Genomic DNA, 24,900 nt, shown 5'->3' on the forward strand with positions numbered 1-24,900 from the left:
CAGCTGATTTATTTATTTCAACAGGAGCAACAACATGACTGACGCAGTTATCGTATCCACGGCCCGTACGGCTCTGGGCAAATCCTATCGCGGTGCGCTGAACAACACGCACAGTGTCGACATGGCTGGCTACGTTATCGAGCACGCGGTCAAGCGCGCCGGTATCGACCCTTCGCTGGTTGAAGACGTAATCCTGGGCGCCACCTTCCACGAAGGCGCACAGGGCAAGAACATGGCCCGCCTGGCGGCCATCCGCGCCGGCCTGCCGGTGACCACCGCCGGTATGTCGATCAACCGTTTCTGCAGCTCCGGTCTGCAGTCCATCGCCATCGCCGCCCAGCGCGTCGTCAGCGAAAAAATCCCGGCCATCGTTGCCGGTGGCGTCGAGTCCATCAGCCTGTGCCAGAACGACAAGCTGAACATGTTCCACGGCACCAACGAGTGGATCAAACAGAACAAGCCCGCGCTCTACATGTCGATGATCGAAACTGCCGACATCGTTGCCCAGCGTTACAACGTCAGCCGTGAAGCGCAGGACGAATACTCCCTGCTGAGCCAGCAGCGCACCGCCGCCGGCCAGGAAAGCGGCAAGTTCGCTGACGAGATCGTGCCTTACGACACCATCATGAAGGTGCAGAACAAGGAAACCGGCGAGATCACCGATCAGGCCGTCAACCTGGTGAAGGACGAGTGCAACCGTCCGGGCACCACCCTGGAAGGTCTGGCGGGTCTGCAGCCCGTACGCGGCCCGGGCAACTTCATCACCGCCGGTAACGCCAGCCAGCTGTCTGACGGTGCTTCTGTCTGCACCGTGATGAACAGCAAGGTTGCCGAGCAGCTGGGCATCCAGCCCATGGGTATCTTCCGCGGCTTCGCGGTTGCCGGTTGTGAACCCGATGAAATGGGCATTGGCCCGGTTTTCGCGATTCCACGTCTGCTGGAGCGTAACGGCCTGAAGATGGACGACATCGGCCTGTGGGAACTGAACGAAGCCTTTGCTTCGCAGGTGATCTACTGCGCTGAGCGCCTGGGCATCCCGATGGAAAACCTCAACGTCAACGGCGGCTCCATCTCCATCGGCCACCCCTACGGCGTAACCGGTTCCCGTCTGGTTGGCCACGCGCTGATCGAAGGCAAGCGCCGCGGCGTCAAGTACGTGGTCGTGACCATGTGCATCGGCGGCGGCCAGGGTGCAGCCGGTCTGTTCGAAATCGTCTAACTCGCAGCGGCAAGCAACACGCGCCAAGCTGCAAGCGAAACCCGGGCCCTGCTCGGGTTTTGCTTTTGCGGCCTAATCCGCCGCTGACCTTTCCGAGGAATTTTCTGTGTCTCAAAAGATCATCAACACCGAGGATCTGGCGTTCCTGCTCTACGAATTGCTGGATATCGAACGCTTTACCCAGTTTCCGCGTTATGAAGACCATAGCCGCGACACCTTTGATGCCGCCGTTGAACTGGCCCTGAAAGTCGCCAGCGAAACCTTCGCGCCGCACAACCACGCCTGCGATGAAGACGAACCACGCTTCGAGAACGGCAAGGTGGTGATTCGTCCGGAAGTGGCCGAAGCGCTGAACGTACTGCGTGAGACCGGCCTGATGGCCGCCTCGCAGGATTACGAGCGGGGCGGCATGCAGCTGCCCGCCGTGGTCTCGCAAACCTGTATCGGCCTGATCAAGGGCGCCAACGTCAGCACCCAGGCCTACGCCGGTCTGACCATCGCCGCCAGCAACCTGATCATGGCGCACGGCACCGACGAGCAGAAGCAGCGCTACGCCGAGCCGATGATGGCTGGCCGCTTCTTCGGCACCATGTGCCTGACCGAGCCGCATGCCGGGTCCTCCCTGGGCGATATCAAATCCCGGGCAATCCCGCAGGATGACGGCACCTACCGCATCAGTGGCAACAAGATCTTCATCTCCGCCGGTGACCACGAGCTGAGCGAAAACATCGTGCACCTGGTCCTGGCCAAGCTGCCCGACGCGCCGCCCGGTGCCAAGGGTATCTCGCTGTTTATCGTGCCCAAGTTTCTGGTCAACGACGACGGCAGCCTGGGCGAGCGCAACGACGTTACCCTGGCCGGCCTGATCCACAAGATGGGTTACCGCGGCACCACCTCCACCATGCTCAACTTTGGTGAGAAGGGTGGGGCGGTTGGCTATCTGGTGGGTGAGCCGCACAACGGCCTGGCTGGCATGTTCCACATGATGAACGAGGCGCGCATCGGCGTTGGCCTGGGTTCGGTCATGCTGGGTTACACCGGTTACCTGCACGCGCTGGATTACGCTCGCGACCGCACCCAGGGTCGCCCGCTGGCCGAACGCGATCCGGCCACGCCAATGATCCCGCTGATTCAGCATGCCGATGTACGCCGCATGCTGCTGGCGCAGAAGGCCTTTGTTGAAGGCGGCCTGTCGCTGTGCCTGTTCTCTGCCACCCTGGTAGACGAGAAGAAGCACGCTCCCACCGCAGAGGAGCGCGAAGCCGCTGCCGGCCTGCTCGACCTGCTCACGCCCATCGTCAAATCCTGGCCCTCGCAGTTCTGCCTGGAAGCCAACAGCCTGGCGATTCAGGTGCATGGCGGCTACGGCTACACCCGCGAATACCCGGTCGAGCAGTTCTACCGCGACAACCGCCTCAACCCCATCCATGAAGGCACCCACGGTATTCAGGGCCAGGACCTGCTCGGTCGCAAGGTCAGCATGGCTGGCGGGCAGCACTACCAGGCGTTGCTGCAACGCATTGGCACCACCATCAAGGACGCAGCCGGCAGCGCCGAGCTGAAAGCCAGTGCCGAGCTACTGAGCAACGCCCTGGCCACGCTGGAAGAAACCACCAGCGCCCTGCAAGCCATGAAAAAAACCGACCCCGACCGCGCCCTGGCCAACGCCTACCTGTACATGGAGTGCTTTGGTCACGTGGTCGTCGGCTGGCTCTGGCTGCGCCAGGCGCAAGCGGCACTCAAGGGCCTGCAAGACGGCGGCGCCCGTCAGCCTGCCTTCTACCAGGGCAAGCTGAATACCTGCGAATACTTCCTGCGCTACGAGCTGCCCAAGCCGCTGGCGCTGGCAGAAGTGCTGCGCAGCGCAGACCGCACCACGCTGGACATGCCGCTGGATTGTTTCTGATTCGGTTGGCGTGACGAAAAACCGGGCCTTGGGCCCGGTTTTTTATTGAGGCGGTATTTAGCGCGGCCCGTGGACTTTTCAGGCCCAGCCGTTGGTAATTACTTATGGAATTGCACAGTCAGCATTAAAGTGCCGATTTAAATGGGTTTTTGTAAGATTAAAGGATTTATATTGCCGGTTAATTCGTAATGAGCTAAGTTTGTCAGCATCTTAATGCCGATTGAGTTGTGGCAATGTATGAAGTGCTGACCATCCAAACCTATGTGAACGGCCAATGGCACGACGCTTTGAATCTGAGTCTCTCAGATACGCGAGCCGTTGCGGATTCGCGCGTTACGGCTTCCTACAGCACGGCCTATCTAAGCGACTTTTTTGATGCCACGGAAAACGTATTTGAATATGCCGTCAGCGTGAACCTGCCGGTTAATTGGAACCCGGCGGATACGGAAGGCTTCCCAGCCTTCGTTTACGACATTATTCCGGCCGGTCATGCCAAGCAGTCGCTGCTCAGGCGTTTCAATGATGACAAGCCGCAAGGAATGGATATCGATCTGTTCTTGCTGGGCCGGTGCACACCATCGCCTATCGGCAGCCTGCGTGTAAAAGAATCAGCTGCAGCCCTTGAGGACTCTGGCGTCGAAGCCTTTGCTCGCCAGGAAGTGGTGGAGCGCACCAATGACTTTCTTGAGTACGCCTACGAGGCCGGCGCTGCGCTGGGCGGAGCCACGGGCGCTCAGGGTGAAGCACCCAAACTGTTGCTGGCACAGGGGCGCGACGGGCAGTTTTATGCTGACGCCATGCTCGATGATTCGCTCGTTGAATCGCATTGGCTGGTCAAGTTCGCCCGCAACAAGATGACAGAGAACGACAAGAACATTCTTCGCGCCGAATATCACTACTACAAAGCCGTGGCAGGCCTGGGTTTGAATACCGTAGCCACCAAAGGATTGAGCCTGGAAGAAGCGGAAAAGCCCAGCCTGTGGATGCCACGTTTTGACCGCATAGTGGATGGCGAGAGCGTGGAGCGTATCGCGGTTGAATCGGTCTATTCCCTATTGGGCAACACAGAGCCAGGGTCGAAACTCAAGCATGAGACTGTGTTGTCCAGGCTGATAGAGCTTTGGTGCAGCAACGAGCAAACCGATGAAGTGCCAGAGCTGGTCTTTGAGTATCTGCGTCGAGACCTGCTTAACCGAATTCTTGGCAACAGCGACAACCACGGTCGCAACACCGCCATATTCCGCTACCGCGAAAGGTTCGAGCTGGCGCCCATCTATGATCTGGCCCCGATGATTCTGGATACAGAAGGCGTAACCAGGGCAACGAAATGGGAAGCCGAACGGAAGGGACGCCCTGGCTGGCGCGAAATCTGTGCCTGCTTCCCGCATTGGTACGCCCAGGATGAACTGTATGACCGCCTTCGCAGCGCTGCCAATGACTTAAGAGCGCTGCCAGATTTACTCGTCGATATGCCGCTGGAGATCCGTCAAAACAAGGCCCTGCCGGTGAACGATCTGGATAAGCACTTGGGGCAATGGGAGCTGCTATGAACACCATGACTGGAGAGGAACGCAAGCGACTGATCGAAGAGATCATGCAGCTACATGCTGAGGGTGACATATCTCTCGGCATGGCCATTCGGAGGCTGCGTTTGGAGGTCACAGGCTTTGATCAGGAAACCTTTGCCAGGATGTGCAGCATGTCTACCCGAGCGCTGTATCAACTGGAAACGGACAAAGGCAATCCGACCTTGAGCACAGTTGATTCGATCCTGCGAAAGTTTGGCCTGCGCATGGGCCTGATGAAGGCCATTGCGCCGTATACAAAGCCATCGCCAGTCGCTACGCAGCCCACGAGCAATGGTCGCGCTGCCGCTACAAAAAGCACCGGAGTAAGTGAAGCAGCCAACGCTTACGAGACAAACCGCAAAGCGGCCCGCACCGTATCAAGGGGCGCAAAGCCAAAAGGGGCCGCTGGCAAAAGCGCGGCAACTGCGAAGTCGAAAGTTATAAAACGGGATGATGGCCCAACCGCTTAGAGAGTCTTTGCTCGGTCTGTGCGCATAGGGTGACCCTGTATGCACCGCAGCCGCCGGGTTATGCTTACGCCATGTACAGCCTCTCTCACCCCGTTACCCATACCCTGGAAATCCGCAAAAGCCGCTTTATTGCCTGCGTCGAACCCATCGCAGACCGCGCCGCAGCGCAGGCTCGGGTGAATGAATTGCGCGCGCAGCACCCCGGTTGCGCCCATGTGTGCTGGGCACTGTTGGCTGGCGGCCACAGCGCCGCCGTAGACGACGGCGAACCCTCCGGCACCGCCGGCCGCCCCATGCTCGACGTACTACGCCATCAACAACTGGACGGCGTGCTGGCCACCGTGGTGCGCTACTTCGGCGGCGTGAAACTGGGTGCCGGTGGCCTGGTACGTGCCTATACCGACGCCGTAGCCCAGGCGCTGCTGCAAGCCGACAAAATCGAACACATCCCCACCCAAACCCTCTACTGCGAACTGGCCTACGCTCACGAAGGTATCGCTCGCAATCTGATCGCCGAGCTCGGCGGTGAGCTGCTCGACGTTAGTCACGGGCAGGCGGTGCGCTTGCAGGTGAGTTTGCCCGCTACCTCAGTCGGCGCTCTGCAGGAGCAGCTGTTGTCGGTTACGCGGGGTGAGCTTGGTTGGGAGCTGGCAGATACTCCAGTGTACTGAGCCAGGGCGGCGGGCAGGGCGTTTGGCCGTGGGCAGTCACTCAAAGCAGAATAACTAGGTAGACCAGAGGCATTAATTTTCATCTGACCCCGTTTTCCTCAATCTGACCCAAAACACTATTGGAAAGCACTATGCCGGCGGTTATTCCCTACACATAGACGAGAAAATCAAGTAGTCTTTTAAAAAATCCCAGCTTTGGTTTAATTTCATGGCTAAAAGAAAATTAACAGTAGACTCAGATGACGAGCTTCCTTTCGAAATTAACTTCATTGAGCAAGCCGAATACATTGATACTGAAAAATTTGCTGAACTGACTATTGAGCATCCTGAGGAAGAGGCTATTCTCAGGAAGCTAATGGGTGGAGGTGCGAAATTACTCATCGGTCCTCGTGGCTGCGGTAAAAGTACTCTGATGCTAAAAGCGTTCCACCAAATGCTGAAGTCAGTTGGTGCGCAAGCTTTGCCAGTTTATGTAAATTTTAAATTAGCCCTGAAGGTGGAGCCTCTATATAGCAAAGGTGCTAATGCGCCATTTTGGTTTAAGGGGTGGCTCTCTCTAAAGGTCTTAGAAGCTCTTCGTCTAACCTTGGAGCAAATCGACGGTGTGGATTTCCCCGAGTCGTTTCCAAAAAAAGACTTTGTTGAGAAGGCTCTTGTTAAAATTGAAGCTGGCGTTACAGAGAATGCTGAGATAGATAGATTTAGCGTCCCGTTTCTTCAAGAAATTATCCATGAAATTCTTGATAGGAATAGTATTAATCGATGCGTGCTATTAATTGATGACGCAGCGCACGCATTTTTAGGGAAGCAACAAGAGGATTTTTTTGACTTTTTTAGGGCGGTAAAATCAAAATCGATATCGCCCAAGGCCGCGGTCTATCCTGGAGTTACTTCACATTCCCCTTCCTTCCAAGTGGGTCATGACGCAGAACAGATTGATGTGTGGGTTAAACCCTCAGGCGATCACTACGAAAGGTTCATGATGGAGATGGCGCGCAAGCGCTTTGAAGGCACACAGGTAAGGCTAACGGACGAGAATAAGGATGATGTTGCATTTTTAGCATATTGTTCATTTGGTATTCCTCGTGCTTTTCTAGGTATGCTTAGGTCAATTTATAACTCCCCTGAGTCTTACTTTAATACCGATGGGACTCTCTCTAAGTCTAAAGTCCTTGCTTTGTCTAGAAGTGGGAAAGAGATGTCTCATGGGGTATACACCTCTTTGGAGACAAAAGTCCCATCTCTTAAAAGCTACGTGATGAATGGCGATGTGATTTACAGAGCTCTTCTAGATAATATAAAAGAATTTAACTCGGGGAAGGAGCGTTCTGAGCAAACAATGCAGTTCGGGATAAGAATCCCGTTAGATCCAAATTTGGAGAAGGTGATAAGCTTTTATCAATACGCCGGTCTGGTGATGTCTATTGGTGAATTTTCCCGCGGCGAAAACGGAGTGTTCGCTGTTTATGAAGTACATATTGGCGACTTGGTGACTGATAACGCTATTGTTGGACGTAGGACAAAGTCTATATCTCTATTTCTCGAAGTGTTGCGTGCAAAAAAACACTCTTCTTGGCCTAGAACGTTCTCTAACCGGATATTCGAAGCTACGCGTTTGTCTAGCGATGACTTCAGAATATCCCTCCCTCACTGTCAAGTGTGCGGGAAGGAACGGGTTACACCCGAGGCTCATTTTTGCTCTTTCTGTGGTTCACGTCTTAAGTCCTCTTCGACTTATGAGCAGCTTGCAGATCAGGATATATCTGTTCTCGATATTTCGTCTGCGATCAAAGATAGAATAAAAAAGCACTCCCAGATCAGAAAGGTTAGAGATATATTGATTGATAATAGCCGCGAGCAGCTAATGGCTATTAAGTATATTAAAAAAGCTAGATCCGTTAAGATTGTGAGCGCGGCGGAAGAATATGTTTCTTGAGGTGAGGACATGGAAGTAGAAGATTTTGTTTGCGAAGCTCCTCCGACCGCAGCTCTAACGGGGCTGAGCGATTGTATGACTGAGCAAGATATGCCTGCTCCTATCGATTTTTATTTACAGTCTTCCAGAGAGATTATTGGTTATGGCACGCCGGAACGACTGAATGAGATGAGTAAACTCGGTGGCTATTTGCTGCTGGGCTTATTTTCTGCGGCAGAAGGGTATTTCCGCTCAATTCTTTCTGCTTCTCTAGATATTTGTCCTATATCCAAGAAGACCGCTGCTGAGAAACAGATTAATTTGGGTGGTGTGCTCTGGCATGGGCAGGAGGGTTTTCGAAGAAGTGCTTTCGAGCATATGTCTTTTACCTCTTCAAAGGAGCTTATGTCTGCATCAAAAAACTATCTCGGCTTTGAGATGAAAGGTAGCGTTTTTAATAGCATTCTTCGAGATTTTGATACGATTTGTCATTTGCGGCATGGTTTGGTGCATAACGCCGGCTTTCTTCCTGGAAGGAATGCTGTGCAAATAGATATCCAGCAGTTTTCTAGGTCAGTTGAAATACTTGTCGATTTCGGTTTTCTTCAAAGTGCAGCGGCAACGCTTGATTCTTTGGTAGTGACTTATAATCGCTCACTTTTTTCGGAAATGTGTAATAGGTGGGCTGAGGATTGGAGGGGTAGATCCGACTGGGAGCCCCTGGAAGAAAGAAAAAGGTTTTTGCAAATTTGGAACATATTTTGCTGCAAATTAGAGTTAGGCAGCAGGCGAGGGCGGCACAAGATCACTCCTGCCTCTTGTATGGCTAAGCTAAAATTGGATTACAATCTTTAAACTTTAATTTTTAACATGGCTTTTATTTTTTAATAATACTACTTGCACGGGGCTTTCGTTTTTGGTCGTCAGTTTATATTAATGCTGCTTATATTTTCCATCTGCGCGGGGGAGCAACTCAGCGAACCCGAAGGGCCGCGCAGTTGGGTGCGCTCGGGAGTTTTTAGAGGGGAATGGGCGAGCATTCCCCTCTGACTCGCCTAGAGGCGAAAGCGCTAATCAGCTCGCGCAGAGATGATCGGCAACAAACGTTAAAATTCACCGCCAACCGCTGCGGTAGTAGCGCCTAGGTAAAAGTATGCGGCGTTCAACAGCGCCTCAAAGCGCCTACTCGCAATCCCTAATACGCTCCCTGGTATCAGCAAGATGCCCCTCAAGATCATCAATCAACCGCTTGAACTCAGGCGCCTTGTCCCCCAGCTCAGCGCCATTGAGCAGCTCAACGAGCGCATCGTCCTTTTCAAGACACTTCTCCAGCACTGTGGTTTTGGAATCGCCAGAAAGAAACTTGGCAATCTTGCCTCCCAGCTCCTCGAGCCACTCCTCGTCCGCATCCGGCGGGGCGGGGAGTTCGTGCAGCTGTTTCACCACCTGCTCAAAGGGCGCCACGTAGGCTTCGCGCTTATCGGCGATATCAGCCAGCAGTTTGCCAATGCGGTCTTGCCCTAACTGCTCACTCATTGCGCGGTAGAAGTGCGCAGTCTTCATGACTGATTTCAATATCTCCAGCGCATCAACCTGCTCATCTGTACGCAGTATCGACATATCAATTCGCTCCCGTGGTTGGTTCAGGCACGTCTCCCACTATGACTTCTATCGCCTCAGGAATGAGCTCAAACTCAGCCGGCGTGCGCGTTACAAATTCGCCATCGGCTTCCAGCTCCTTGGCATGCGACGTCCGAATGCTGAACTTCCTCGCTGTGTTGCGCACAATGTGCTCGGTCGTTTGGGAAGCGCCCTTGCGCAGCGTGGGGCCCAGTAACAGCAATTGCCACCAGGGTTTTGGCTTGATGAAGAACAAATTGAATACTTCATCGAAAAGGGTGGCGCGCTCATCAACGATGTTGCCACCGCCGTAATAGCGGCCGTTGCCTACCGCCAGGTGTATCACCTTCATCGAGCAATCCCAGCCTTCTGCCTGGATGCGCAGTTTGAAGCTTTTGTTCCCTTTTATCGCCCGCAGGAAAGCACCCAGGTAGGCGAATACCCCGAAGAACTTCTTGCTATCAGAACTGAGTTCATGGGTTACATCCACCCCAAGGCCCACGTGCGCCACGTTGATAAACAGGTGTTTATCATCAATCTTGCCCAGGCTGATGCGTCTGCGCTTGCCCTCGACAATCACCTTTGCGGCGCCTGGGAGGTCTTGCGGTACGCCAATGGAACGCGCGAAATCATTGGCCGTGCCCATGGGCAAAACAGCCACCGTGCGTTGGCAACGATACAGGGCGTCGAGCGCCGAACTGATGGTGCCATCGCCGCCGCCGATGACGACTATGCCGTCTTCCCGATCGTATTGCTCAATCAGCGAGGCGAGGTACTCTTCGCTCTCGGATTCGCGCACAGAGACCTCAATGCCTGAGGCTTTTAGCACCTCAATGGCGTCATCCAGAGCATCTACCTGGCCATTTCGGCTATGCGGGTTAATGATCAGTAATGCATGTTTCACGTATCGGTTCCTTGTGGGGCCGCGTTACTTGCTGATTCGGCGATACAGTGCTTCCAGGAAGCTATACACGCCGAAAGCGAACAGGCCCGCCGCAACGATCAGGATGAGCCAGGTGCCAAAGGGTGAAGTACGCAGCCACTCAAAGGCATCGCTGATGCCTTTTTTATCGCTGGAACCGGCCACAATGGCAGAGCGCAGGACCACCCAGCCTACAATCCCCCACACCACGCCCCGGGCAATCAGACCAAACTGACACACGCGCGTCATCCAGTCGCTCTTGTCCGCCGGGAAGTCCATGTATTTCTTGAAACCGCAGGTATAGCCTTTATACAAATGTGCCAGCCCAACCCCAATGACGATAACGCCCACCAGCCCGACCAACCATGCAGTGACATCCGAGCCAACATAATCAGACACTGTGGAGGAGGCCGACTGACCAGGAGACTTCTCGGTGGTGTGCAGTAACAGCTTGATGATCCAGAAGCACAGCACGCTATGGGTAATAGCGCTGATGACTAAACCGCTCCGTATGGCCAGGCCTTTTACCGAGGTGCCGTGATCGTCGGCGTCGCCTATGCCCTGGATGGCTCGCCAGAGGATATAACCGATAAGGCCGACGACCAGAACGATCAACAAGGCTTCGCCAAAGGGCTGGCTTTTGAGGCTCATAATGGCGCCTTTGCTGTCCGCGTCTGACTCACCTGCACCCAGCACAGACAAAATGGCCAGGATGCCAATGGTCAGATAAATAACGCCTCTGGCGGCATACCCCATTCGCGCCCACGCTGTGTACTTATTGAGGTTAATCAACGCCCATTACTCCCGTAATTTGCTGTCTATTTTCTGGTGTACAAAGTGTCGAGCGAGATACCAGCACATCAGCGCCCAGGCGGCACCGACCGTCCAGCCGGCGACCACATCGGTAGGCCAGTGCACGCCGAGGTAAACGCGGCTCACACCGATCAACAGCGTCAACAACACCGAGGTGAACATGATGAGCGCTTTAATCCGCCGGCTCGTTTGAAACTGCGCCAGCAGGGCGCCGAGCGTGAGGTACGCACTGGCAGACAGCATGGAGTGGCCGCTGGGGAAGCTGGAGGTGTAAACCTGGGTGGCATGCGTCACCAGATCGGGTCTGGCTCGATCAAAACCGCTTTTCAGCATCAGGCTGGCGATCAATGCGCCGCCGGTCGCCAGCAGCACGACCAGTGCCAGCTTGCGCTTCTGAACCAGTAACAGAAAGACGATAACCCAGGTGCTGAGCAGGGTAAGCACGGTGTTGCCCCCCAAGGCCGTAATGTCGTGCCCTACCTGTTCCAGCCAGGGTGGGCCAAGCGGGTCTTCATGGTTGGCTGGGTTACGCAATGACAGCAATATGCTTTTATCCAACTCCAGCGTTTCGCCTTCCATCACCTCATCAGCGACGTTCATAAACAACCACAGCGACCCGGTCAGCAGTACCAGCACGACCCAGAAGGCTATTTCACGTCGCCCTAGCCATGTCAAAAATCCGTTCATAACGCGTCCTTATCCTTACCTGATAACCCATGACAGGGCTCGACTTGGCAATGCACGACGAGCACGGATGCTAACGACGGCTGCCGTCGTAACTCGCAGGAGAGCGGCGCGTGCTGACGCCATGTTGTCGTATAAAAAACCAGCTTGGCGCTCCCGGAGGAGGCTGGTCTTGGGCGCTGCCCTGGTGGTGATAGCGCCATTTGAAAAGCGGCTGCTGGTCGAGACGATCGCTACAGCCTTGAAATTCGGACACGGCGGCCGTGATTAAGTTTCTCCGCCCCAGCTGGCGCCAGGGCTCATGCCGCTGCGCAGTGAGAAACGGCTTGCGATAGTTTTCGAGTCCGAGAAGTGGGGATTGGATTTTGATTCTAATTTTCAGCACGAGCTCGGGGCTGCACGGACCATAAATTCCCATCTGAGCGGGCGAGCAACGCAGCGAACCCGCAGGGCCGCGCAGCTGGGTGCCCGGGGGGATTGCTAAGGGGGGCCGGGCAAGCGGCCACCCTTGGCTCGCCAGCAAGGCGAAATGCGATAAGGAGGCAGCATACAAATACTCACCAACGAATGACGACCTAACCCACCACCCGCCGAAAGGTCAGGTTATACCGAACCGCCCCCGTAACCGGATGCACCGCCTTCTTACCCAGCGGCGCCACGCCGTGAAAATACAACCGACTGACACCACCCCAAACCACCACATCCCCATGCTCCAACAACCACCGGCTGGGCTTGTCCGAGCGCTGCATGCCGCCAAACAAAAACGTAATAGGCGCACCCAAGGTCACCGAGACGATAGGCGCGGCGAGATCCTGTTCGTCCTTGTCCTGATGCAACCCCATACCCGCGCCGGTTTGATAGCGATTGATCAAACATGACTGCGGATCAAAACCGTCGAACCCAGCGTGAGCCGCAGCCCGAACCGCCAGCTCACGAAAAGAGGAGGGCATGGCCGGCCAGGGTTGACCGGTCAAAGGGTCTTCAGTGGTATAGCGGTAACCGCGCTTGTCGGTGATCCAGCCGTAGGTGCCACAGCTGGTCTGGGCTGACGACATGGCATGGCCACCGGGCGTGACCTGATGGCGGAAGGCGGCTTGTTGTTCGATCTGGCCTATTTCTGCGAGCAGGTCATCCGCCTGCACATGGGCAAAGCCTTTCAGCAACCAGGCGTCTGGGCCAATCGCGATGGGCTCTGCGGTGGGCGGGGCGAAGAGGTCAAGGCTGTTCTGCAAAGGTGGCCTCCCGGCGCAGAAGTTCCTTTTTGCGCGCCACGCCCCAGCGGTAGCCGGAAATATCGCCATCGCTGCGCAGCACGCGGTGGCAGGGCACGACGATGGCCAGCGGGTTGGCGGCGCAGGCGCTGGCAACGGCGCGGGTGGCCTTGGGTTTGCCGAGGCGGCCGGCCAGTTCGCTGTAACTGATGGTGCGGCCATTGCCGACCTGCTGCAGCTCTTCCCACACGTGCTGCTGAAAGGCGGTACCGACGGCGTTCAGCGGCATGCTGAGCGCAAGCGGCTGGCGCGGGCGCTCGATAAAGGCCAGCAGTTGCTGCAGATCGGCGCGCAGGCGCGCGGGGTTGGGTTGCAGGCTGGCGCCGGGAAAGCGGCGCTGCAGGTCGTGCAGCAGGCTTTCATCGTCGTCGCCCAGCAGGATGGCGCAAATGCCGAGTTCACAGGCGCCCAGCAACAGGCCGCCAAGGGAGCAGTGGCCGGTAAGGTAGTCGATGGCAAGGGGTTGGGTAGACATGGGCGTGTACGCTGCTGTGGTGGCTTGTCAGCGTTCAGTGTCCGACTTACTTTAGTCGGCAGCAAGTGCTGCCGGACTTTCACAGTTGTTGAGAAGCGTAGGCGAGGCAGCCAGCGCAAGGCAAAAGCAGGCGAAAAAGCGGAGTTTACAAGTTGTAAATGAGCATTTTGAGCCTGCTTTTAACGCAGCGATGGCCACGCAGGTAGCTTCTCGGTTAGAACTTCATGCCGGGCAGATTCAGCGAAGCGGTATTGCCGCCGTCCACCGCCAGGGCCTGGCCGGTGACGTAGCTGGCGTCGTCGCTGGCGAGAAAGGCGATGACGCTGGCGATCTCTTCCGGGTGGCCGTAACGGCGCAGTTCGCAGCGGCTGCCGAGCTTGTCTTCCTTGTTGTTTTCGCGGGCGTAGTCGAACACGCGCTTGGTGATGCCGGTTTCGATCAGGCCCGGGCACACGGCGTTGACGCGGATGTTGTTGCCGCCCAGATCGCAGGCAGAGGTCATGGTGAAATTGATTACACCGGCCTTGGAGGCGCTGTAGGCATTGCCGCCAGCGCCGGAGCGAATGCCGGCCACGGAGGCGGTGTTGACGATGGCGCCCTGGCCCTGTTTCAGCATCTGCTGCGAGGCGTACTTGGTAAACAGCATGACGCCGTAGAGGTTGACGGAAATGATCTTCTGCCAGGTCTCCAGGCTCTGTTCGGGGGCGCCGCTGTAGTCACCGCCGGCGATACCGGCGTTGTTGCAGAGCACATCCAGGCTGCCGTAGTGAGCGACGGTGTCGGCCACGCACTGTTCGACGGCGGCTTCTTCCGAAACGTCCATTTCGCGGTGCTGCACCTCGGTGCCAGCGGGCAGCTCGCTGAGGGTCTGCTGCAGACCTTCGGCGTTGCGGTCGACCAACATGAGCTTGGCGCCTTCACTGGCCAGCCGCTTGGCGGTAGCACGGCCGATGCCGCTGCCGGCGCCGGTGATCAGGGCAATCTTGTTATCAAAGCGTTGCATGGTTCCTGTCCTCTGCTGTGTTGCGTGGCGGGCAGCGGCGGAGCGCTGCCACCCGGTGTCGTTGTGGTCAATGGTCGATGCTGACTTCGCCCTTGGGCGCGCGGCCGGCGGCTTGCTCTTCGTCGATGCCGATACGGCCGGCCAGGCTGGCCGTATTGACCTGCCAGCTGCTGGCGATATCGCGCTCGATGCGCACCGGCGACAGGCTGATCAGGCCCTCACGCAGGGCACCGACGTCAGACTGCAGGCCGGTGACCTTTTCGGTCTGACGCTGAAAGCCCAACCAATAATAGGGCACGCCACGGGTATCTTCGCGGCGCTCGATGTTCACGCCGCCGATGCTGCCGCGTTGCGGCCGGCAGATGGCGACGCCGCGTACCTGTTTGGGTGGCAGCGCGGGGAAGTTGATGTTCATGGCGCAGTCTTCCGGCCAGCCGGCGTCCAGCAGTTCGCGCACCAGTGGGGCGCCGTATTGGCGGGCGGTGTCCCATTCGGTGGGTACACCGGCATGGTAGGCCTGACTGAGGGCGATGGCCGGGATGCCCAGCAGGGTGCCGGTGAGGGCGCCGCCGATGGTGCCGGAATAGGCGACCGAGTCGCTGATGTTGGCGCCGTGGTTGACGCCGGAGAGCACCAGGTCGGGCTTTTCGGGCATCAGTTCGGCCACGCCCAGCAGGACGCAGTCACTCGGTGTGCCGCTGACGCTGAAGCGGCGCTCTTCAAAGTGGTGTACGCGCAACGGGTGATGCACCGAGATCGACATGGAAACGCCGCTCTGGTCCAGATCGGGGGAGACGATCCAGACTTCCTCTGCGATCTGCGCGGCAATCTCTTCCAGCACTTTCAGGCCGGGGCCGCGCCAACCGTCGTCGTTGGTCAGCAGTACGCGCTTGATGGGCTTGGACATCAGGATTCCTTGACGAAGGTGGTAGGGTCGGAAGCAAAACGGGGCACCTGAACAGGTGCCCCGCCGGGGTAGTGCCGGTTACTTGCTCTGGGCAATTTCCCAGCCGCGCTGGGCCAGCAGGCCTGCGCGTTTGCCGACTTCCAGGGCGTCGGCGTTGCTGGCGTTGCCCTGCAGTGCGCGGTGATACACACCCTGCACAATGGCCGCCAGGCGGAACAGCGAGAAGGCCAGGAAGAAGTTCCAGTTGGGCACTTCGCTGCGGCCGGTGTACTGGCAATACCAATCCAGCACCTGCTGTTCTTCCGGCAGACCGAGTGACTTCAGGTCGGCACCGGCCAGACCCTTGGCGCCATCGACGTTCAGCGGCATGTGGTAGGGCAGACAGCAGTAGGCCAGGTCAGACAGCGGATGGCCCAGGGTGGCCAGTTCCCAGTCGAGGATGGACACGACCTTGGACTCGGTGGGGTGCAGCATCAGGTTGCCGATGCGGAAGTCACCGTGGGCGATGGTGGTGCTGTCGTCGGCCGGAACGTTCTCGGGCAGCCACTTCATCAGGGCATCCATGGCGGGCATGTCATCGGTGCGGCTGGCTTCAAACTGGCCGCCCCAGCGCTTGAGCTGACGGGCAATGTAGTTGTCGGGCTTGCCGTAGCCTTCCAGGCCAATGGCTTTCCAGTCGGCGTTGTGCAGTTTGCCCATGGTCTCGATCATCGATTGATAGATCGGCATGCGCTCTTGCTGCGGGACTTCGGCCAGCAGCGGCTGGGAGTAAACGCGGCCATCCACGTAATCCATGACATAGAACGCGGTGCCGATGATCTCGGGGTCTTCGCACAGCAGGCGGGCGGTGGGCACGGGGACGTCGGTGCTGCCCAGGGCGTTGATCACCTGGTACTCGCGCTCGACCATGTGGGCCGAGGGCAACAGTTTGCCCGGTGGCTTCTTGCGCAGTACGTAGCGCTTCTCACCGATTTCCAGCAGGAAGGTGGGGTTGGACTGGCCGCCCTGGAACTGCTGGACTTTCATGCCCTGGTTGGCTCCGGGGAGGTAATCCTGCAGGTAGTTGGCCAGTTTGGCCTGGTCAAACTGGTGCGCAGGCAATACGTCAATCAGGGTGGCTCCGCTCATCTTGTGATCCTGTAGTGAATGGGTCTGTTAAGGAAGCGCTGATCAATTCCACACGCCCTCTGCGAGCGATCAAGCGTGCAGATGCAAGGCGCGATTTGCAGCCAAAAGTGATTCTATTGGCAAGAAGTGCAACGCAGCAAATGCATGCTTGAGCGTTCGCCCTACGGGGCGTTAATGCGCCAGAGGGCATGCGGAATTAATTGGCGCTTCCTTCTAATGGCTCTGTGCAGAAAGTAACACGCCAGGCGGCTGCCTGGCGTATAGAAAAGCCTTATGAATCAGGCGTTATCAGGTAATGGTATCGCCACCGTCCGCGACTATGGTCTGCCCGGTAACGTAAGCGCCGGCCTGTGAACCCAGAAACAGAGCCACCCCGGCGATATCTACCGGTTCGCCAACGCGGCGCAGCGGCAGCTTTTCTTCCACGCGCTGCAGGCGGTCGGGATCGTCTAACAGGGCCTGGGCAAAGTCGGTACGGATCAGGCCCGGTGCGATGGAGTTGACGCGAATATTCTGCGGCCCCCATTCCAGCGACAGGTTGCGCGCCAGGCCCGCCTCGGCGGCCTTGGACATGCCATAGACGCCAATATTGGCGCTGGCCCGAATGCCGGCAATGCTCGACAGCAGCACGATGGCGCCACCGCCTTGCTTGACCATATGCGGGATGGTCATGTTGCACAGCCAGAAGGTGCCCTTGACGTTGGTGCCCATGATCTTGTCGAAGGCTTCGTCGCTGACGTTGTGCGTGGGGCCGTAAACGGGGTTGGTGGCGGCGTTGCAGACCAGAATGTCGATCTGGCCGTAGGCCGCGATAGTCTGATCAACCAGGTTCTGCAGCTGCGCCTTGTCGCCCACATGGCAGGCCACCGGCAGTGCCTCGAAACCCTGCGCGCGCAGATCGCTGGCGACCTGCTCGCAGGCATCGGCCTTGCGGCTGGAGATGACGACCTTGGCGCCGGCCTTGGCGTATTCCTCGGCAATTGCCTTACCAATGCCCTTGGTGGAGCCGGTAATGATGGCGACCTTGCCGGTCAAATCAAACAGTGTGCTCATAGTGTTTTCTCTAGCGCAAAGGCCGCTGTGATAGCGGCCTTTGCGGACAAGGTTGTTGAATTAGAGATACTGACCCATTTCCAGCTTGGCAATGGTGCCCAGGTGTACTTCGTCCGGGCCGTCGGCCAGACGCAGGGTACGGGCCTTGGCATAGGCTGAGGCCAGGAAGGTGTCCTGGCAGACGCCCTTGGCGCCGAACACCTGGATGGCGCGGTCGATGACGTTGCAGGCCATGGTCGGAGCAACGGCCTTGATCATGGCGATCTGCTGGCGCGCGACCTTGTTGCCGTGCAGGTCCATGCTGCGCGCGGCATGCAGGGTCAGCAGGCGGGCCTGGTCGATCTCGCAACGTGATTTGGCGATGGCTTCAGCGGTGCTGCCGTGCTTGTACAGCGGCTTGCCGAAAGCAACACGCTCGGCGGCGCGGCGGCACATGGCTTCCAGCGCGCGTTCGGCGATGCCGATGCTGCGCATGCAGTGGTGAATACGGCCTGGCCCAAGGCGGCCCTGGGCAATCTCGAAGCCGCGGCCTTCGCCCAGCAGAATGTTGGAGACCGGTACGCGCACGTTCTCGTAGGTGATTTCGGCATGGCCGTGCGGGGCGTGGTCGTAACCGAATACGTGCAGGTCGCGCACGATGGTCACGCCGGGGGTGTCGAGGGGTACCAGAATCATGCTCTGTTGTACGTGCTTGGGTGCATCGGGGTCAGTTTTACCCATGACGATGGCGATCTTGCAATGCTCGTTCAGTGCCCCGGAAGACCACCACTTGGTGCCGTTGATCACGTACTCGTCGCCTTCGCGGCGGATTTCGCACTGGATGTTGGTGGCGTCGGAGGAGGCAACGTCGGGCTCGGTCATCGAGAAGCAGGAGCGGATTTCACCGGCCAGCAGCGGCTTGAGCCACTTTTCTTTCTGCTCTTCGTTACCGTAGCGCTCGATGGTTTCCATGTTGCCGGTGTCCGGCGCGCTGCAGTTGAAGACTTCACCAGCGAAGGACACGCGGCCCATGATTTCGCACAGGTGGGCGTAGTCTTCGTTGTTCAGGCCGGCGCCACGCTCGGAGTGAGGCAGGAAGAGGTTCCACAGGCCCTTGCTGCGAGCCTTTTCCTTGAGCTCTTCCAGGATCGCCGGGTGGCCCCACTTGTTCTCTTTGACCTGCTCGTAGAACAGCGCTTCGTTGGGGTAGATGTACTCGTCCATGAAGGCTTCAATCTGTTGCTTCAGGTCTTTAACGCGCGGGCTGAGTTCAAACATGTAGGTTCCTTGGCTTTGCTGAGCGTGTTGTTGTTCAGGGGGTGACGCAATGCAGCTGACCATATAGTCAGCGAGACGCAATAAGAACAATGTCCCGCGCGTGGAATGGGGGTGTATAAAAAAGCGTGATAAAGGCAGGAGGGTATTATCAGTGTTGGCGAGACCGCGGCCGTCTGGCCGGCGCTTCAGGCAGCGCCGGCCATATCCGACAGCAGTGATTGCGGCAAGCGGGCGAGATCGCGTGGCTCATCCAGATCCCACAGGGTGGGGCCTTCCCACAGGCTTTGCTCGGCCGCCTGCAAGCGCTGTCGGGTGTGGTGCAGTACCTTGTCGTGGCTCCATTGCATGCCATTGAAGGGCGCTGGATTGGGTTCGCGCTGGCCAATCAGCACGTAGCCGCCATCTTCGCTGGGGATGATGGCGGTGTCGTAGGTGGCCAGGGCGGCATTGGCCTGCTGCACCGCGGCGGTGTTCATCTCTGGGCAGTCGCTGCCGATCAGCAGCGCGCCGTGCGGGTGTTCGGCAAGGGCATTGGCCATGCGCCGACCGAGGTCTATACCGACCTGCTGGCGCAACACCAGATCATGCTCCCTGGCCAGTTGCTGCAACTGTGGATGGTCGATCTGGGGGGCATACAGATAGCGGGTGGCAGGCCAGTCGATGGTCTGTTGCAGGCTGTGGCGTAGCAGTTTGAGGTAGAGATTGCAGGCACCTTCGGCGCCCAGTGCGGGAATAAGTCGGGTCTTGACCTGGCCGGGAATAGGCGCTTTGGCGAAGATCAGTAGCGGGCGAGGGCGGTTGGGCATGTGGCGTGAGCCTCCGTCAGTTTCATGTAGCAAAGGTGCTAGTACCATCTGGCCAAGCGGTGCGGCGACACACCAAGCCAATAAAGTGCGCGCAACCACCACATGAGGACTACGGTGCGCAGGGTGCCATGCTGTTGCCAGCGGCGGCTGGAGGTGCATAAGGCCGGTTGCAGACAGGCTGGGCGGCCGTGGCGGCGCAGCCGTTTGCTTAACGCTATGTCCTCCATAAGTGGGATATCCGGATAACCGCCAAGTTCCCGGAATAGAGCGTTTTCTACAAAAATTCCCTGATCGCCGGTACAGACCCCGGTAAGGCGCGAGCGCTGGTTCATCATCCAGCCAATCACCCGCAACAGGCGGCTGCCCGGCACCAGGCGCACATCAAAGCGCCCCCAGCGGTGGCCTGCCGCCAGGCTGAGCTGGATGTGGCGGGCGAAATCCGGGGGCAGTTGGGTATCGGCGTGCAGAAACAGCAGCGCACAGCTTTGGGCTGCGTTGGCGCCCAGGTTCATCTGTCGGGCGCGGCCGGGTGGGCTGCGCAAGACCTGATCACACAGGGGCGCCGCGAGGGCGGCCGTGTTATCGCTGCTGCCGCCATCCACCACGATGATCTCGACCTGCGGGCGATAGGGTTGCAGCGGCTGCAGACTGGCGACAATCTGCTGCGCCTCGTTGCGCGCCGGGATGATGATACTGAGCGCGGGGGCCATTACTTGAGGCGCCAGCGATGCCAGCGCTGCACCCAGGCCAGCAGGCCCTGCGGGGCGTGGGCGCGCTTCCATTCGCCGGCCGCATATTTGTTGGCCTCGGCCAGCGTCGGGTAGCTGTGGACGGTGCCGAGGATCTTGTTCAGGCCCAGGTTGTGCTTCATGGCCAGTACGTACTCGGCGATCAGCTCGCCGGCGTGGGCGCCAACGATGGTCACGCCCAGAATGCGGTCCTTGCCGGGCTCGGTAAGCACCTTGACGTAGCCCTCGGCGCTTTCGTCGGCGATGGCGCGGTCGAGGTCGTCAATCGCGTAGCGGGTGACTTCACAGCTGATCTGTTGTTCGTCGGCCTCGCTTTCCGACAAACCTACCCGCGCTACCTCTGGCTCGGTAAAGGTCACGTGAGGCAGTACGCGATAATCCACCTTGAAGCGCTTGAAGCTGCCAAACAGCGCGTTGACTGCGGCGTACCAAGCCTGATGCGCCGCAGCGTGGGTAAACTGGTAGGGGCCGGTGACGTCGCCGACGGCGTAGATGTTGGGGAAACGTGTGGCCAGGTATTCGTTGGTGTCCAGGGTGCCGTTGTCACGCAGGGTCAGCTCCAACTCATCCACGCCATAGCCTTGGGTATTGGCCTGCCGGCCTACGGCCACCAGCACGGCGTCGAAGGCGATCTCTACCAGTTCGTCACTATCCAGTGCCCGGGCTGTGACCGCGTGTTCGCCGGCATGGCTGCTGAAGCTCTCGGCCTGGTGGCGCAGCCGCAGGTCCACGCCTTCGCTGCGCAGGGCCAACTGCACTGCCTCACTGGCATCGGGGTCTTCGCGCGGCAGCAGGCGGTCGCCGCGCTCAAGCTGAATCACCTGCGAGCCCAAACGCTGGAAGGCTTGCGTCAGCTCGCAGCCGATCGGCCCCCCCCCCAGCACCAGCAGACGGCGTGGTTGCTCGCGCAGGTCCCAGAGGGTTTCCGAGGTGTAGACAGGCACGCTGTCGAGGCCGGGCAGCGAGGGCATCACCGGGCGCCCGCCGGCAGCGATGATGATGTTGCGGGTAGTCAGGTTGCGGCCCTCGACCTCGACGCTCCAGGGTGAGGTGATGCGCGCCGCGCCCTGGATTACATCCACGCCCAGTTCGCTATAGCGCTCGGGCGAGTCATGGGGCTCAATGTCCTTGATTACGCGTTGTACGCGCTGCATCACCCGCGCGAAATCCACGGTGGCGCTGGCCTCGGTGTAACCAAGTGCGGCGGCGCGCTTTACTTCGGCCGCCAGCCGCGCTGAGCGGATCAGCGCCTTGGAGGGCACGCAGCCGGTATTCAGGCAGTCGCCGCCCATGGCGTGCTTTTCAATCAGGCTGACCTCGGCCTTGACCGCGGCGGCGATATAGGCACTGACCAGGCCGCCGCTGCCGGCGCCGATCACCACCAGGTTGCGGTCAAACTGCTTGGGCTTTTGCCAGCCGCGATACACGCGCCGCGCCTTGATCTGGTCGAGAATCTTGCGCGCGATGAGCGGGAACACCCCGAGCAGCACGAAGGCGCCGATTACACCAGGCGAGACGATGCCGCCGAGTGATTCCAGTTGGCTCAGTTCGCGCCCGGCGTTTACGTAAACAAAGGTACCCGGCAGCATGCCGAGCTGGCTGACCCACCAAAAGGTGCGCGCCTTGATGCGGGTCAGGCCCATGGCCAGGTTGATCATGAAGAACGGGAAGGCCGGCACCAGGCGCAGCGCAAAGAGGTAAAAGGCGCCCTCGCGTTCGATGCCTTCGTTCAACGGCTTCAGGCGCCGACCAAAGCGGTTCTGCACCCAGTCACGCAGCAGAAAGCGGCTGATCAGCATGGCCAGGGTGGCGCCCAGGCTGGAGGCGAAGGAGACCAGTAGCAGGCCCCAGCCCAGGCCGAACAGCGCGCCGCCGGCTAGCGTCATCAGGGCAGCCCCCGGCAAGGACAACGCCGTGACGGCCACGTAGACGATAAAGAACAGACCGCCCGCCAGCAGCGGGTTGGCCACCACCTGGGCGTTGAGGTTTTGCTGTTGCGCCTTGATCGCGTCCAGGCTGAAGTACTGGTTCAGGTCGAACAGAAAAAACGCAGCGATCAGCGCCGCTATTGCCAGCAGTACGACGGCTTTCTTGAGGTTCATACGAAGTGGGCCTCCAGGGCGCATAAGGTGCTGGCCAGCGTGAAGCCGCCGAGCAGGGCGTCGAGCGGTTGGTCGTTGGTGCCTTGAGTGATGCGGTCGCGATAGGACAATGCCGCCGGGCTGCCGGCGGGCCAGTTGCGATCGAATTCGTCAAAAAAGGCAGCTTGATCGTAGTTCAGCGGCAGGGCCTCGATATACAGGTTGCCCACCTGCGCGCGGTACAGCGCAGAAAGGCTGGGCTGGGTGGCGATGCGGGTGATCAACCCGTACTGACCGTTGTTGAAATTGGGCATGCCGGCGGCGCCGTTGTTGATCACTGCCCAATGTTCGGTCGCCAGTGCGGCAGGCGAGCAGGTGTGACTGGTGGCCAGCACGCTGATCTGATGATGTTCGCACCAGCGGCCAAGCTGTTGTTGCCGCTCGATTGAGCGCAGCGCCTGACGGTCGCATTGCCAGCCAGCCAGTGACTGCTCGTCGCCATGGCTGATGGCCACGCGCTGGCCGCCAACGTTGACCAGAGCGGTGGTCGCACGTGCTGCCAGTTGCTCGGGCATGCCGGGCAACTGCTGCACCGTGGCAGTCAGCCGTTGATGGATGGCGTTGGACCAGGCCACGGCCTGCTCAGGTACCTCATCCGGGTAGGCGCAGCCGCAGCCATGTCCGCTGTGGTCGGGGCGACCGAGTTCGGTTTCTACATTGCCGCGCAGCAGCATGTAAGGCGCCAGTTGCTGTTCGATTCGGGCGAACAGCGCAGGCTCCACGTCGAACCAGTGGGCATCACCATTGACTACCACGCGTGCCAGAGGCTCGCGCAGTAATCGCGTGTGCAGCGCGGCCAGCGCCTGCTCGTTGCCGTACAGGCCGCCCACCACATACAAGGTGTCGCACGCGAAGGCAGGTTCCCCGCTGAAAGTCGCAGCGGGGACCTGATAATCCAGCGGGCAACTACGGCCGGGTGTCATACCGGCCTCCGCAGCCCGCAGAGCAGGTAAGCGGCGGTACACAGCAACAGGCCGTAGAGGTTGGTACCCAGCAGCAAGGCATAGCGGCCGTCGCCAATGGCCCAGCTATCGGGTATCCAGCCAATGGTCAGGGCTATGCCCAGCAGCAGGCCGCACCAGAAGCTCAGATGAAAGCCCAGCGCCGTGGGGCGCACCAAGCCGTGCAGCATGAAGACCGGCGCCAGGCCGATGACCATGGTGCCGCTGATGGTGGTGGCCTTGAGAATGTCGGTTCCCGCCAGCATGGGCAGGTTGCCCAGTATGGCGAAGACGAGCATCGCGGTCATGCCCACCGCGATGGCTTTTTGTCCCAGATTGCGCCCGGCCAGGGCCGGCAACTCCCGGCCGGTAAGGCGTGCGAGGCTGGCGAAGGTAGAGTCCAGGGTCGAGCCGGCGGCAGAGATCATCACCAGCGTCATCACGATCAGCGCGCCGATGCCCATACTGCGCGCCAGCGCAGCGGGCACGTTGCCGGAGGCCTCGATGCCGCTCAGGCTGGCATGCACACCAATCAGGCTGAAAGCCAGAATGGCCACAAAGCCCAGCACGCCCGCCAGGGTAAAGGCACGCAGCATGGACTTTTCTTCGCTGATAAAGCCGCGGTCGGTGAGCACCGGGTCGTGGAAGGGATAACTGAACAATTGCAGACAGGCGACCAGAAACAGATCGACCCCGGCATTCATCGCCCAGTGGCTGGTGCTGCGCAACTCGGCGACCGAATGGTTCGGCAATACCAGACCCAGCACCCATACCAGCGCCACCACAAAGATGGCTGCCTGGGCTGCGTCGGTCAGGATCGAGCTGCGCAGGCCGCCGCGCAGGCTGTAGGCGAGGGTGACGGCAGTGAACAGCAGGGCCGAGACGATAAAGGGTGTGCTGCCGCTTTCGCCGTAATAGCCGCCCACCACCGCCGTGTTGCTCCACACCTCATTGAACAGACGAATAAGAATCGCGGCAGAAAACGCCAGGGCAGCAGCGCGGCCGTAGTTACTGGTCAGGAAACTGACCATGCTGGTTGCGCCGAAGCGTCGGCGCAGACGGTAGATGACGTAGCCACACAGCGGAATCGACAGCCAGTAGGTGGCGTAGGCCAGACCGCCGACTAGTCCAAACTCGGCCCCCAGGTTGGCAGCGTTGGTAACGGATTTGGCAAAAATCCAGCTGATGAAAATGCTGATGGTCAGCAGCATGGGCGAGGCGGGTTTGCCGCTGCTGTCTTCACCATTGAAAAAGCCGCCCAGGGTCACGCTGCGCGGTGATAGCGCGTACATGATGGCGCCGTAGGCGAGAAGGAAACCCCAGAAAAATAGACCGGTCATACTGCTGAGCGCCATGCGACTGTTCCTGTCAGAGCGGTTGA

General features: G+C 58.9%; 23 protein-coding genes. 7 read left to right on the forward strand and 16 right to left on the reverse strand.

Annotated elements, in window-relative coordinates; translation table 11 throughout:
- The first annotated feature begins 34 nt into the window (after nucleotides 1-34).
- The 7 genes from V7747_RS02485 (at nucleotide 35) to V7747_RS02515 (ending at nucleotide 8,604) form a co-directional block, all read left to right on the forward strand.
- Nucleotides 35-1,219, forward strand: a complete 1,185-nt coding sequence (locus V7747_RS02485; protein ID WP_092284740.1) for an acetyl-CoA C-acyltransferase — start codon at nucleotides 35-37, stop codon at nucleotides 1,217-1,219.
- A 106-nt stretch (nucleotides 1,220-1,325) separates the two neighbouring features.
- Nucleotides 1,326-3,125 carry an acyl-CoA dehydrogenase gene (locus V7747_RS02490; RefSeq protein WP_335614487.1) on the forward strand — a complete coding sequence of 600 codons (1,800 nt, stop codon included), beginning with the start codon at nucleotides 1,326-1,328 and terminating at the stop codon, nucleotides 3,123-3,125.
- Nucleotides 3,126-3,358: 233 nt separating this feature from the next.
- The gene (locus tag V7747_RS02495) at nucleotides 3,359-4,675 is read left to right on the forward strand and encodes a type II toxin-antitoxin system HipA family toxin (protein ID WP_335614488.1); all 1,317 of its coding nucleotides are present in this window, start codon (nucleotides 3,359-3,361) and stop codon (nucleotides 4,673-4,675) included.
- Nucleotides 4,672-5,163, forward strand: a complete 492-nt coding sequence (locus V7747_RS02500) for a helix-turn-helix domain-containing protein (RefSeq protein WP_335614489.1) — start codon at nucleotides 4,672-4,674, stop codon at nucleotides 5,161-5,163. The genes V7747_RS02495 and V7747_RS02500 overlap by 4 nt, the downstream gene beginning before the upstream one ends.
- 71 nt (nucleotides 5,164-5,234) lie before the next feature.
- Complete coding sequence (locus tag V7747_RS02505) at nucleotides 5,235-5,834, forward strand: IMPACT family protein (RefSeq protein WP_335614490.1); 600 nt, start codon at nucleotides 5,235-5,237, stop codon at nucleotides 5,832-5,834.
- A 208-nt stretch (nucleotides 5,835-6,042) separates the two neighbouring features.
- Complete coding sequence (locus V7747_RS02510) at nucleotides 6,043-7,770, forward strand: hypothetical protein (RefSeq protein ID WP_335614491.1); 1,728 nt, start codon at nucleotides 6,043-6,045, stop codon at nucleotides 7,768-7,770.
- Nucleotides 7,771-7,779: 9 nt separating this feature from the next.
- Complete coding sequence (locus V7747_RS02515) at nucleotides 7,780-8,604, forward strand: hypothetical protein (protein ID WP_335614492.1); 825 nt, start codon at nucleotides 7,780-7,782, stop codon at nucleotides 8,602-8,604.
- A 327-nt stretch (nucleotides 8,605-8,931) separates the two neighbouring features.
- Here V7747_RS02515 and V7747_RS02520 read toward each other — a convergent pair whose 3' ends face one another.
- From V7747_RS02520 to V7747_RS02595, 16 genes are all read right to left on the reverse strand, one after another.
- On the reverse strand, nucleotides 8,932-9,369 hold the full coding sequence (locus V7747_RS02520; protein ID WP_335614493.1) for a hypothetical protein: 438 nt from the start codon (nucleotides 9,367-9,369) through the stop codon (nucleotides 8,932-8,934).
- A 1-nt stretch (nucleotide 9,370) separates the two neighbouring features.
- Entirely contained in the window at nucleotides 9,371-10,273 is a 903-nt protein-coding gene (locus tag V7747_RS02525) for a lipid kinase (RefSeq protein WP_335614494.1), read from the reverse strand.
- A 24-nt stretch (nucleotides 10,274-10,297) separates the two neighbouring features.
- Entirely contained in the window at nucleotides 10,298-11,083 is a 786-nt protein-coding gene (locus V7747_RS02530) for a DUF1206 domain-containing protein (protein WP_335614495.1), read from the reverse strand.
- A 6-nt stretch (nucleotides 11,084-11,089) separates the two neighbouring features.
- Nucleotides 11,090-11,791 (reverse strand): phosphatase PAP2 family protein, encoded by a 702-nt coding sequence (locus V7747_RS02535; protein WP_335614496.1) that lies wholly within the window; start codon nucleotides 11,789-11,791, stop codon nucleotides 11,090-11,092.
- A gap of 572 nt (nucleotides 11,792-12,363) precedes the next feature.
- Nucleotides 12,364-13,020: a DNA oxidative demethylase AlkB gene (gene alkB, locus V7747_RS02540; RefSeq protein WP_335614497.1), complete on the reverse strand. Its 657-nt coding sequence runs from the start codon at nucleotides 13,018-13,020 to the stop codon at nucleotides 12,364-12,366.
- Entirely contained in the window at nucleotides 13,004-13,534 is a 531-nt protein-coding gene (locus V7747_RS02545; protein WP_335614498.1) for a methylated-DNA--[protein]-cysteine S-methyltransferase, read from the reverse strand. The genes alkB and V7747_RS02545 overlap by 17 nt, the downstream gene beginning before the upstream one ends.
- Before the next feature lie 214 nt (nucleotides 13,535-13,748).
- Nucleotides 13,749-14,537 carry an SDR family NAD(P)-dependent oxidoreductase gene (locus V7747_RS02550; protein ID WP_335614499.1) on the reverse strand — a complete coding sequence of 263 codons (789 nt, stop codon included), beginning with the start codon at nucleotides 14,535-14,537 and terminating at the stop codon, nucleotides 13,749-13,751.
- A 67-nt stretch (nucleotides 14,538-14,604) separates the two neighbouring features.
- A complete protein-coding gene (surE, locus tag V7747_RS02555; RefSeq protein ID WP_335614500.1) occupies nucleotides 14,605-15,444 on the reverse strand; it encodes a 5'/3'-nucleotidase SurE in 840 nt (279 codons plus the stop codon).
- Nucleotides 15,445-15,522: 78 nt separating this feature from the next.
- Nucleotides 15,523-16,572 carry a phosphotransferase gene (locus V7747_RS02560; RefSeq protein WP_335614501.1) on the reverse strand — a complete coding sequence of 350 codons (1,050 nt, stop codon included), beginning with the start codon at nucleotides 16,570-16,572 and terminating at the stop codon, nucleotides 15,523-15,525.
- A gap of 288 nt (nucleotides 16,573-16,860) precedes the next feature.
- Nucleotides 16,861-17,625, reverse strand: a complete 765-nt coding sequence (locus V7747_RS02565; RefSeq protein WP_335614502.1) for an SDR family NAD(P)-dependent oxidoreductase — start codon at nucleotides 17,623-17,625, stop codon at nucleotides 16,861-16,863.
- 60 nt (nucleotides 17,626-17,685) lie between these two features.
- On the reverse strand, nucleotides 17,686-18,882 hold the full coding sequence (locus V7747_RS02570; protein WP_335614503.1) for an acyl-CoA dehydrogenase family protein: 1,197 nt from the start codon (nucleotides 18,880-18,882) through the stop codon (nucleotides 17,686-17,688).
- 185 nt (nucleotides 18,883-19,067) lie between these two features.
- Nucleotides 19,068-19,688 (reverse strand): TIGR04282 family arsenosugar biosynthesis glycosyltransferase, encoded by a 621-nt coding sequence (locus tag V7747_RS02575; protein ID WP_335614504.1) that lies wholly within the window; start codon nucleotides 19,686-19,688, stop codon nucleotides 19,068-19,070.
- A 38-nt stretch (nucleotides 19,689-19,726) separates the two neighbouring features.
- Complete coding sequence (locus V7747_RS02580; RefSeq protein ID WP_335614505.1) at nucleotides 19,727-20,398, reverse strand: TIGR04283 family arsenosugar biosynthesis glycosyltransferase; 672 nt, start codon at nucleotides 20,396-20,398, stop codon at nucleotides 19,727-19,729.
- A complete protein-coding gene (locus V7747_RS02585; RefSeq protein ID WP_335614506.1) occupies nucleotides 20,398-22,539 on the reverse strand; it encodes an FAD-dependent oxidoreductase in 2,142 nt (713 codons plus the stop codon). The genes V7747_RS02580 and V7747_RS02585 overlap by 1 nt, the downstream gene beginning before the upstream one ends.
- Nucleotides 22,536-23,501, reverse strand: coding sequence for a hypothetical protein (locus tag V7747_RS02590; RefSeq protein WP_335614507.1), 966 nt, complete (start codon nucleotides 23,499-23,501; stop codon nucleotides 22,536-22,538). The genes V7747_RS02585 and V7747_RS02590 overlap by 4 nt, the downstream gene beginning before the upstream one ends.
- Nucleotides 23,498-24,874: a sodium:solute symporter gene (locus V7747_RS02595; protein ID WP_335614508.1), complete on the reverse strand. Its 1,377-nt coding sequence runs from the start codon at nucleotides 24,872-24,874 to the stop codon at nucleotides 23,498-23,500. The genes V7747_RS02590 and V7747_RS02595 overlap by 4 nt, the downstream gene beginning before the upstream one ends.
- Between the last annotated feature and the right edge of the window lie 26 nt (nucleotides 24,875-24,900).

The organism is Halopseudomonas sp. (assembly GCF_036960865.1).
Taxonomy (GTDB): domain Bacteria; phylum Pseudomonadota; class Gammaproteobacteria; order Pseudomonadales; family Pseudomonadaceae; genus Halopseudomonas.

What these genes read in the sequence shown, in the direction of transcription:
- V7747_RS02565 (WP_335614502.1), bottom strand. Translation starts at nt 17,625, where the DNA reads ATGAGCACACTGTTTGATTTGACCGGCAAGGTCGCCATCATTACCGGC.
- V7747_RS02520 (WP_335614493.1), bottom strand. Translation starts at nt 9,369, where the DNA reads ATGTCGATACTGCGTACAGATGAGCAGGTTGATGCGCTGGAGATATTG.
- V7747_RS02510 (WP_335614491.1), top strand. Translation starts at nt 6,043, where the DNA reads ATGGCTAAAAGAAAATTAACAGTAGACTCAGATGACGAGCTTCCTTTC.
- surE (WP_335614500.1), bottom strand. Translation starts at nt 15,444, where the DNA reads ATGTCCAAGCCCATCAAGCGCGTACTGCTGACCAACGACGACGGTTGG.
- V7747_RS02570 (WP_335614503.1), bottom strand. Translation starts at nt 18,882, where the DNA reads ATGTTTGAACTCAGCCCGCGCGTTAAAGACCTGAAGCAACAGATTGAA.
- V7747_RS02485 (WP_092284740.1), top strand. Translation starts at nt 35, where the DNA reads ATGACTGACGCAGTTATCGTATCCACGGCCCGTACGGCTCTGGGCAAA.
- V7747_RS02505 (WP_335614490.1), top strand. Translation starts at nt 5,235, where the DNA reads ATGTACAGCCTCTCTCACCCCGTTACCCATACCCTGGAAATCCGCAAA.
- V7747_RS02515 (WP_335614492.1), top strand. Translation starts at nt 7,780, where the DNA reads ATGGAAGTAGAAGATTTTGTTTGCGAAGCTCCTCCGACCGCAGCTCTA.
- V7747_RS02500 (WP_335614489.1), top strand. Translation starts at nt 4,672, where the DNA reads ATGAACACCATGACTGGAGAGGAACGCAAGCGACTGATCGAAGAGATC.
- V7747_RS02550 (WP_335614499.1), bottom strand. Translation starts at nt 14,537, where the DNA reads ATGCAACGCTTTGATAACAAGATTGCCCTGATCACCGGCGCCGGCAGC.
- V7747_RS02535 (WP_335614496.1), bottom strand. Translation starts at nt 11,791, where the DNA reads ATGAACGGATTTTTGACATGGCTAGGGCGACGTGAAATAGCCTTCTGG.
- V7747_RS02580 (WP_335614505.1), bottom strand. Translation starts at nt 20,398, where the DNA reads ATGGCCCCCGCGCTCAGTATCATCATCCCGGCGCGCAACGAGGCGCAG.
- V7747_RS02590 (WP_335614507.1), bottom strand. Translation starts at nt 23,501, where the DNA reads ATGACACCCGGCCGTAGTTGCCCGCTGGATTATCAGGTCCCCGCTGCG.
- V7747_RS02560 (WP_335614501.1), bottom strand. Translation starts at nt 16,572, where the DNA reads ATGAGCGGAGCCACCCTGATTGACGTATTGCCTGCGCACCAGTTTGAC.
- V7747_RS02585 (WP_335614506.1), bottom strand. Translation starts at nt 22,539, where the DNA reads ATGAACCTCAAGAAAGCCGTCGTACTGCTGGCAATAGCGGCGCTGATC.
- V7747_RS02595 (WP_335614508.1), bottom strand. Translation starts at nt 24,874, where the DNA reads ATGGCGCTCAGCAGTATGACCGGTCTATTTTTCTGGGGTTTCCTTCTC.
- V7747_RS02545 (WP_335614498.1), bottom strand. Translation starts at nt 13,534, where the DNA reads ATGTCTACCCAACCCCTTGCCATCGACTACCTTACCGGCCACTGCTCC.
- V7747_RS02575 (WP_335614504.1), bottom strand. Translation starts at nt 19,688, where the DNA reads ATGCCCAACCGCCCTCGCCCGCTACTGATCTTCGCCAAAGCGCCTATT.
- V7747_RS02495 (WP_335614488.1), top strand. Translation starts at nt 3,359, where the DNA reads ATGTATGAAGTGCTGACCATCCAAACCTATGTGAACGGCCAATGGCAC.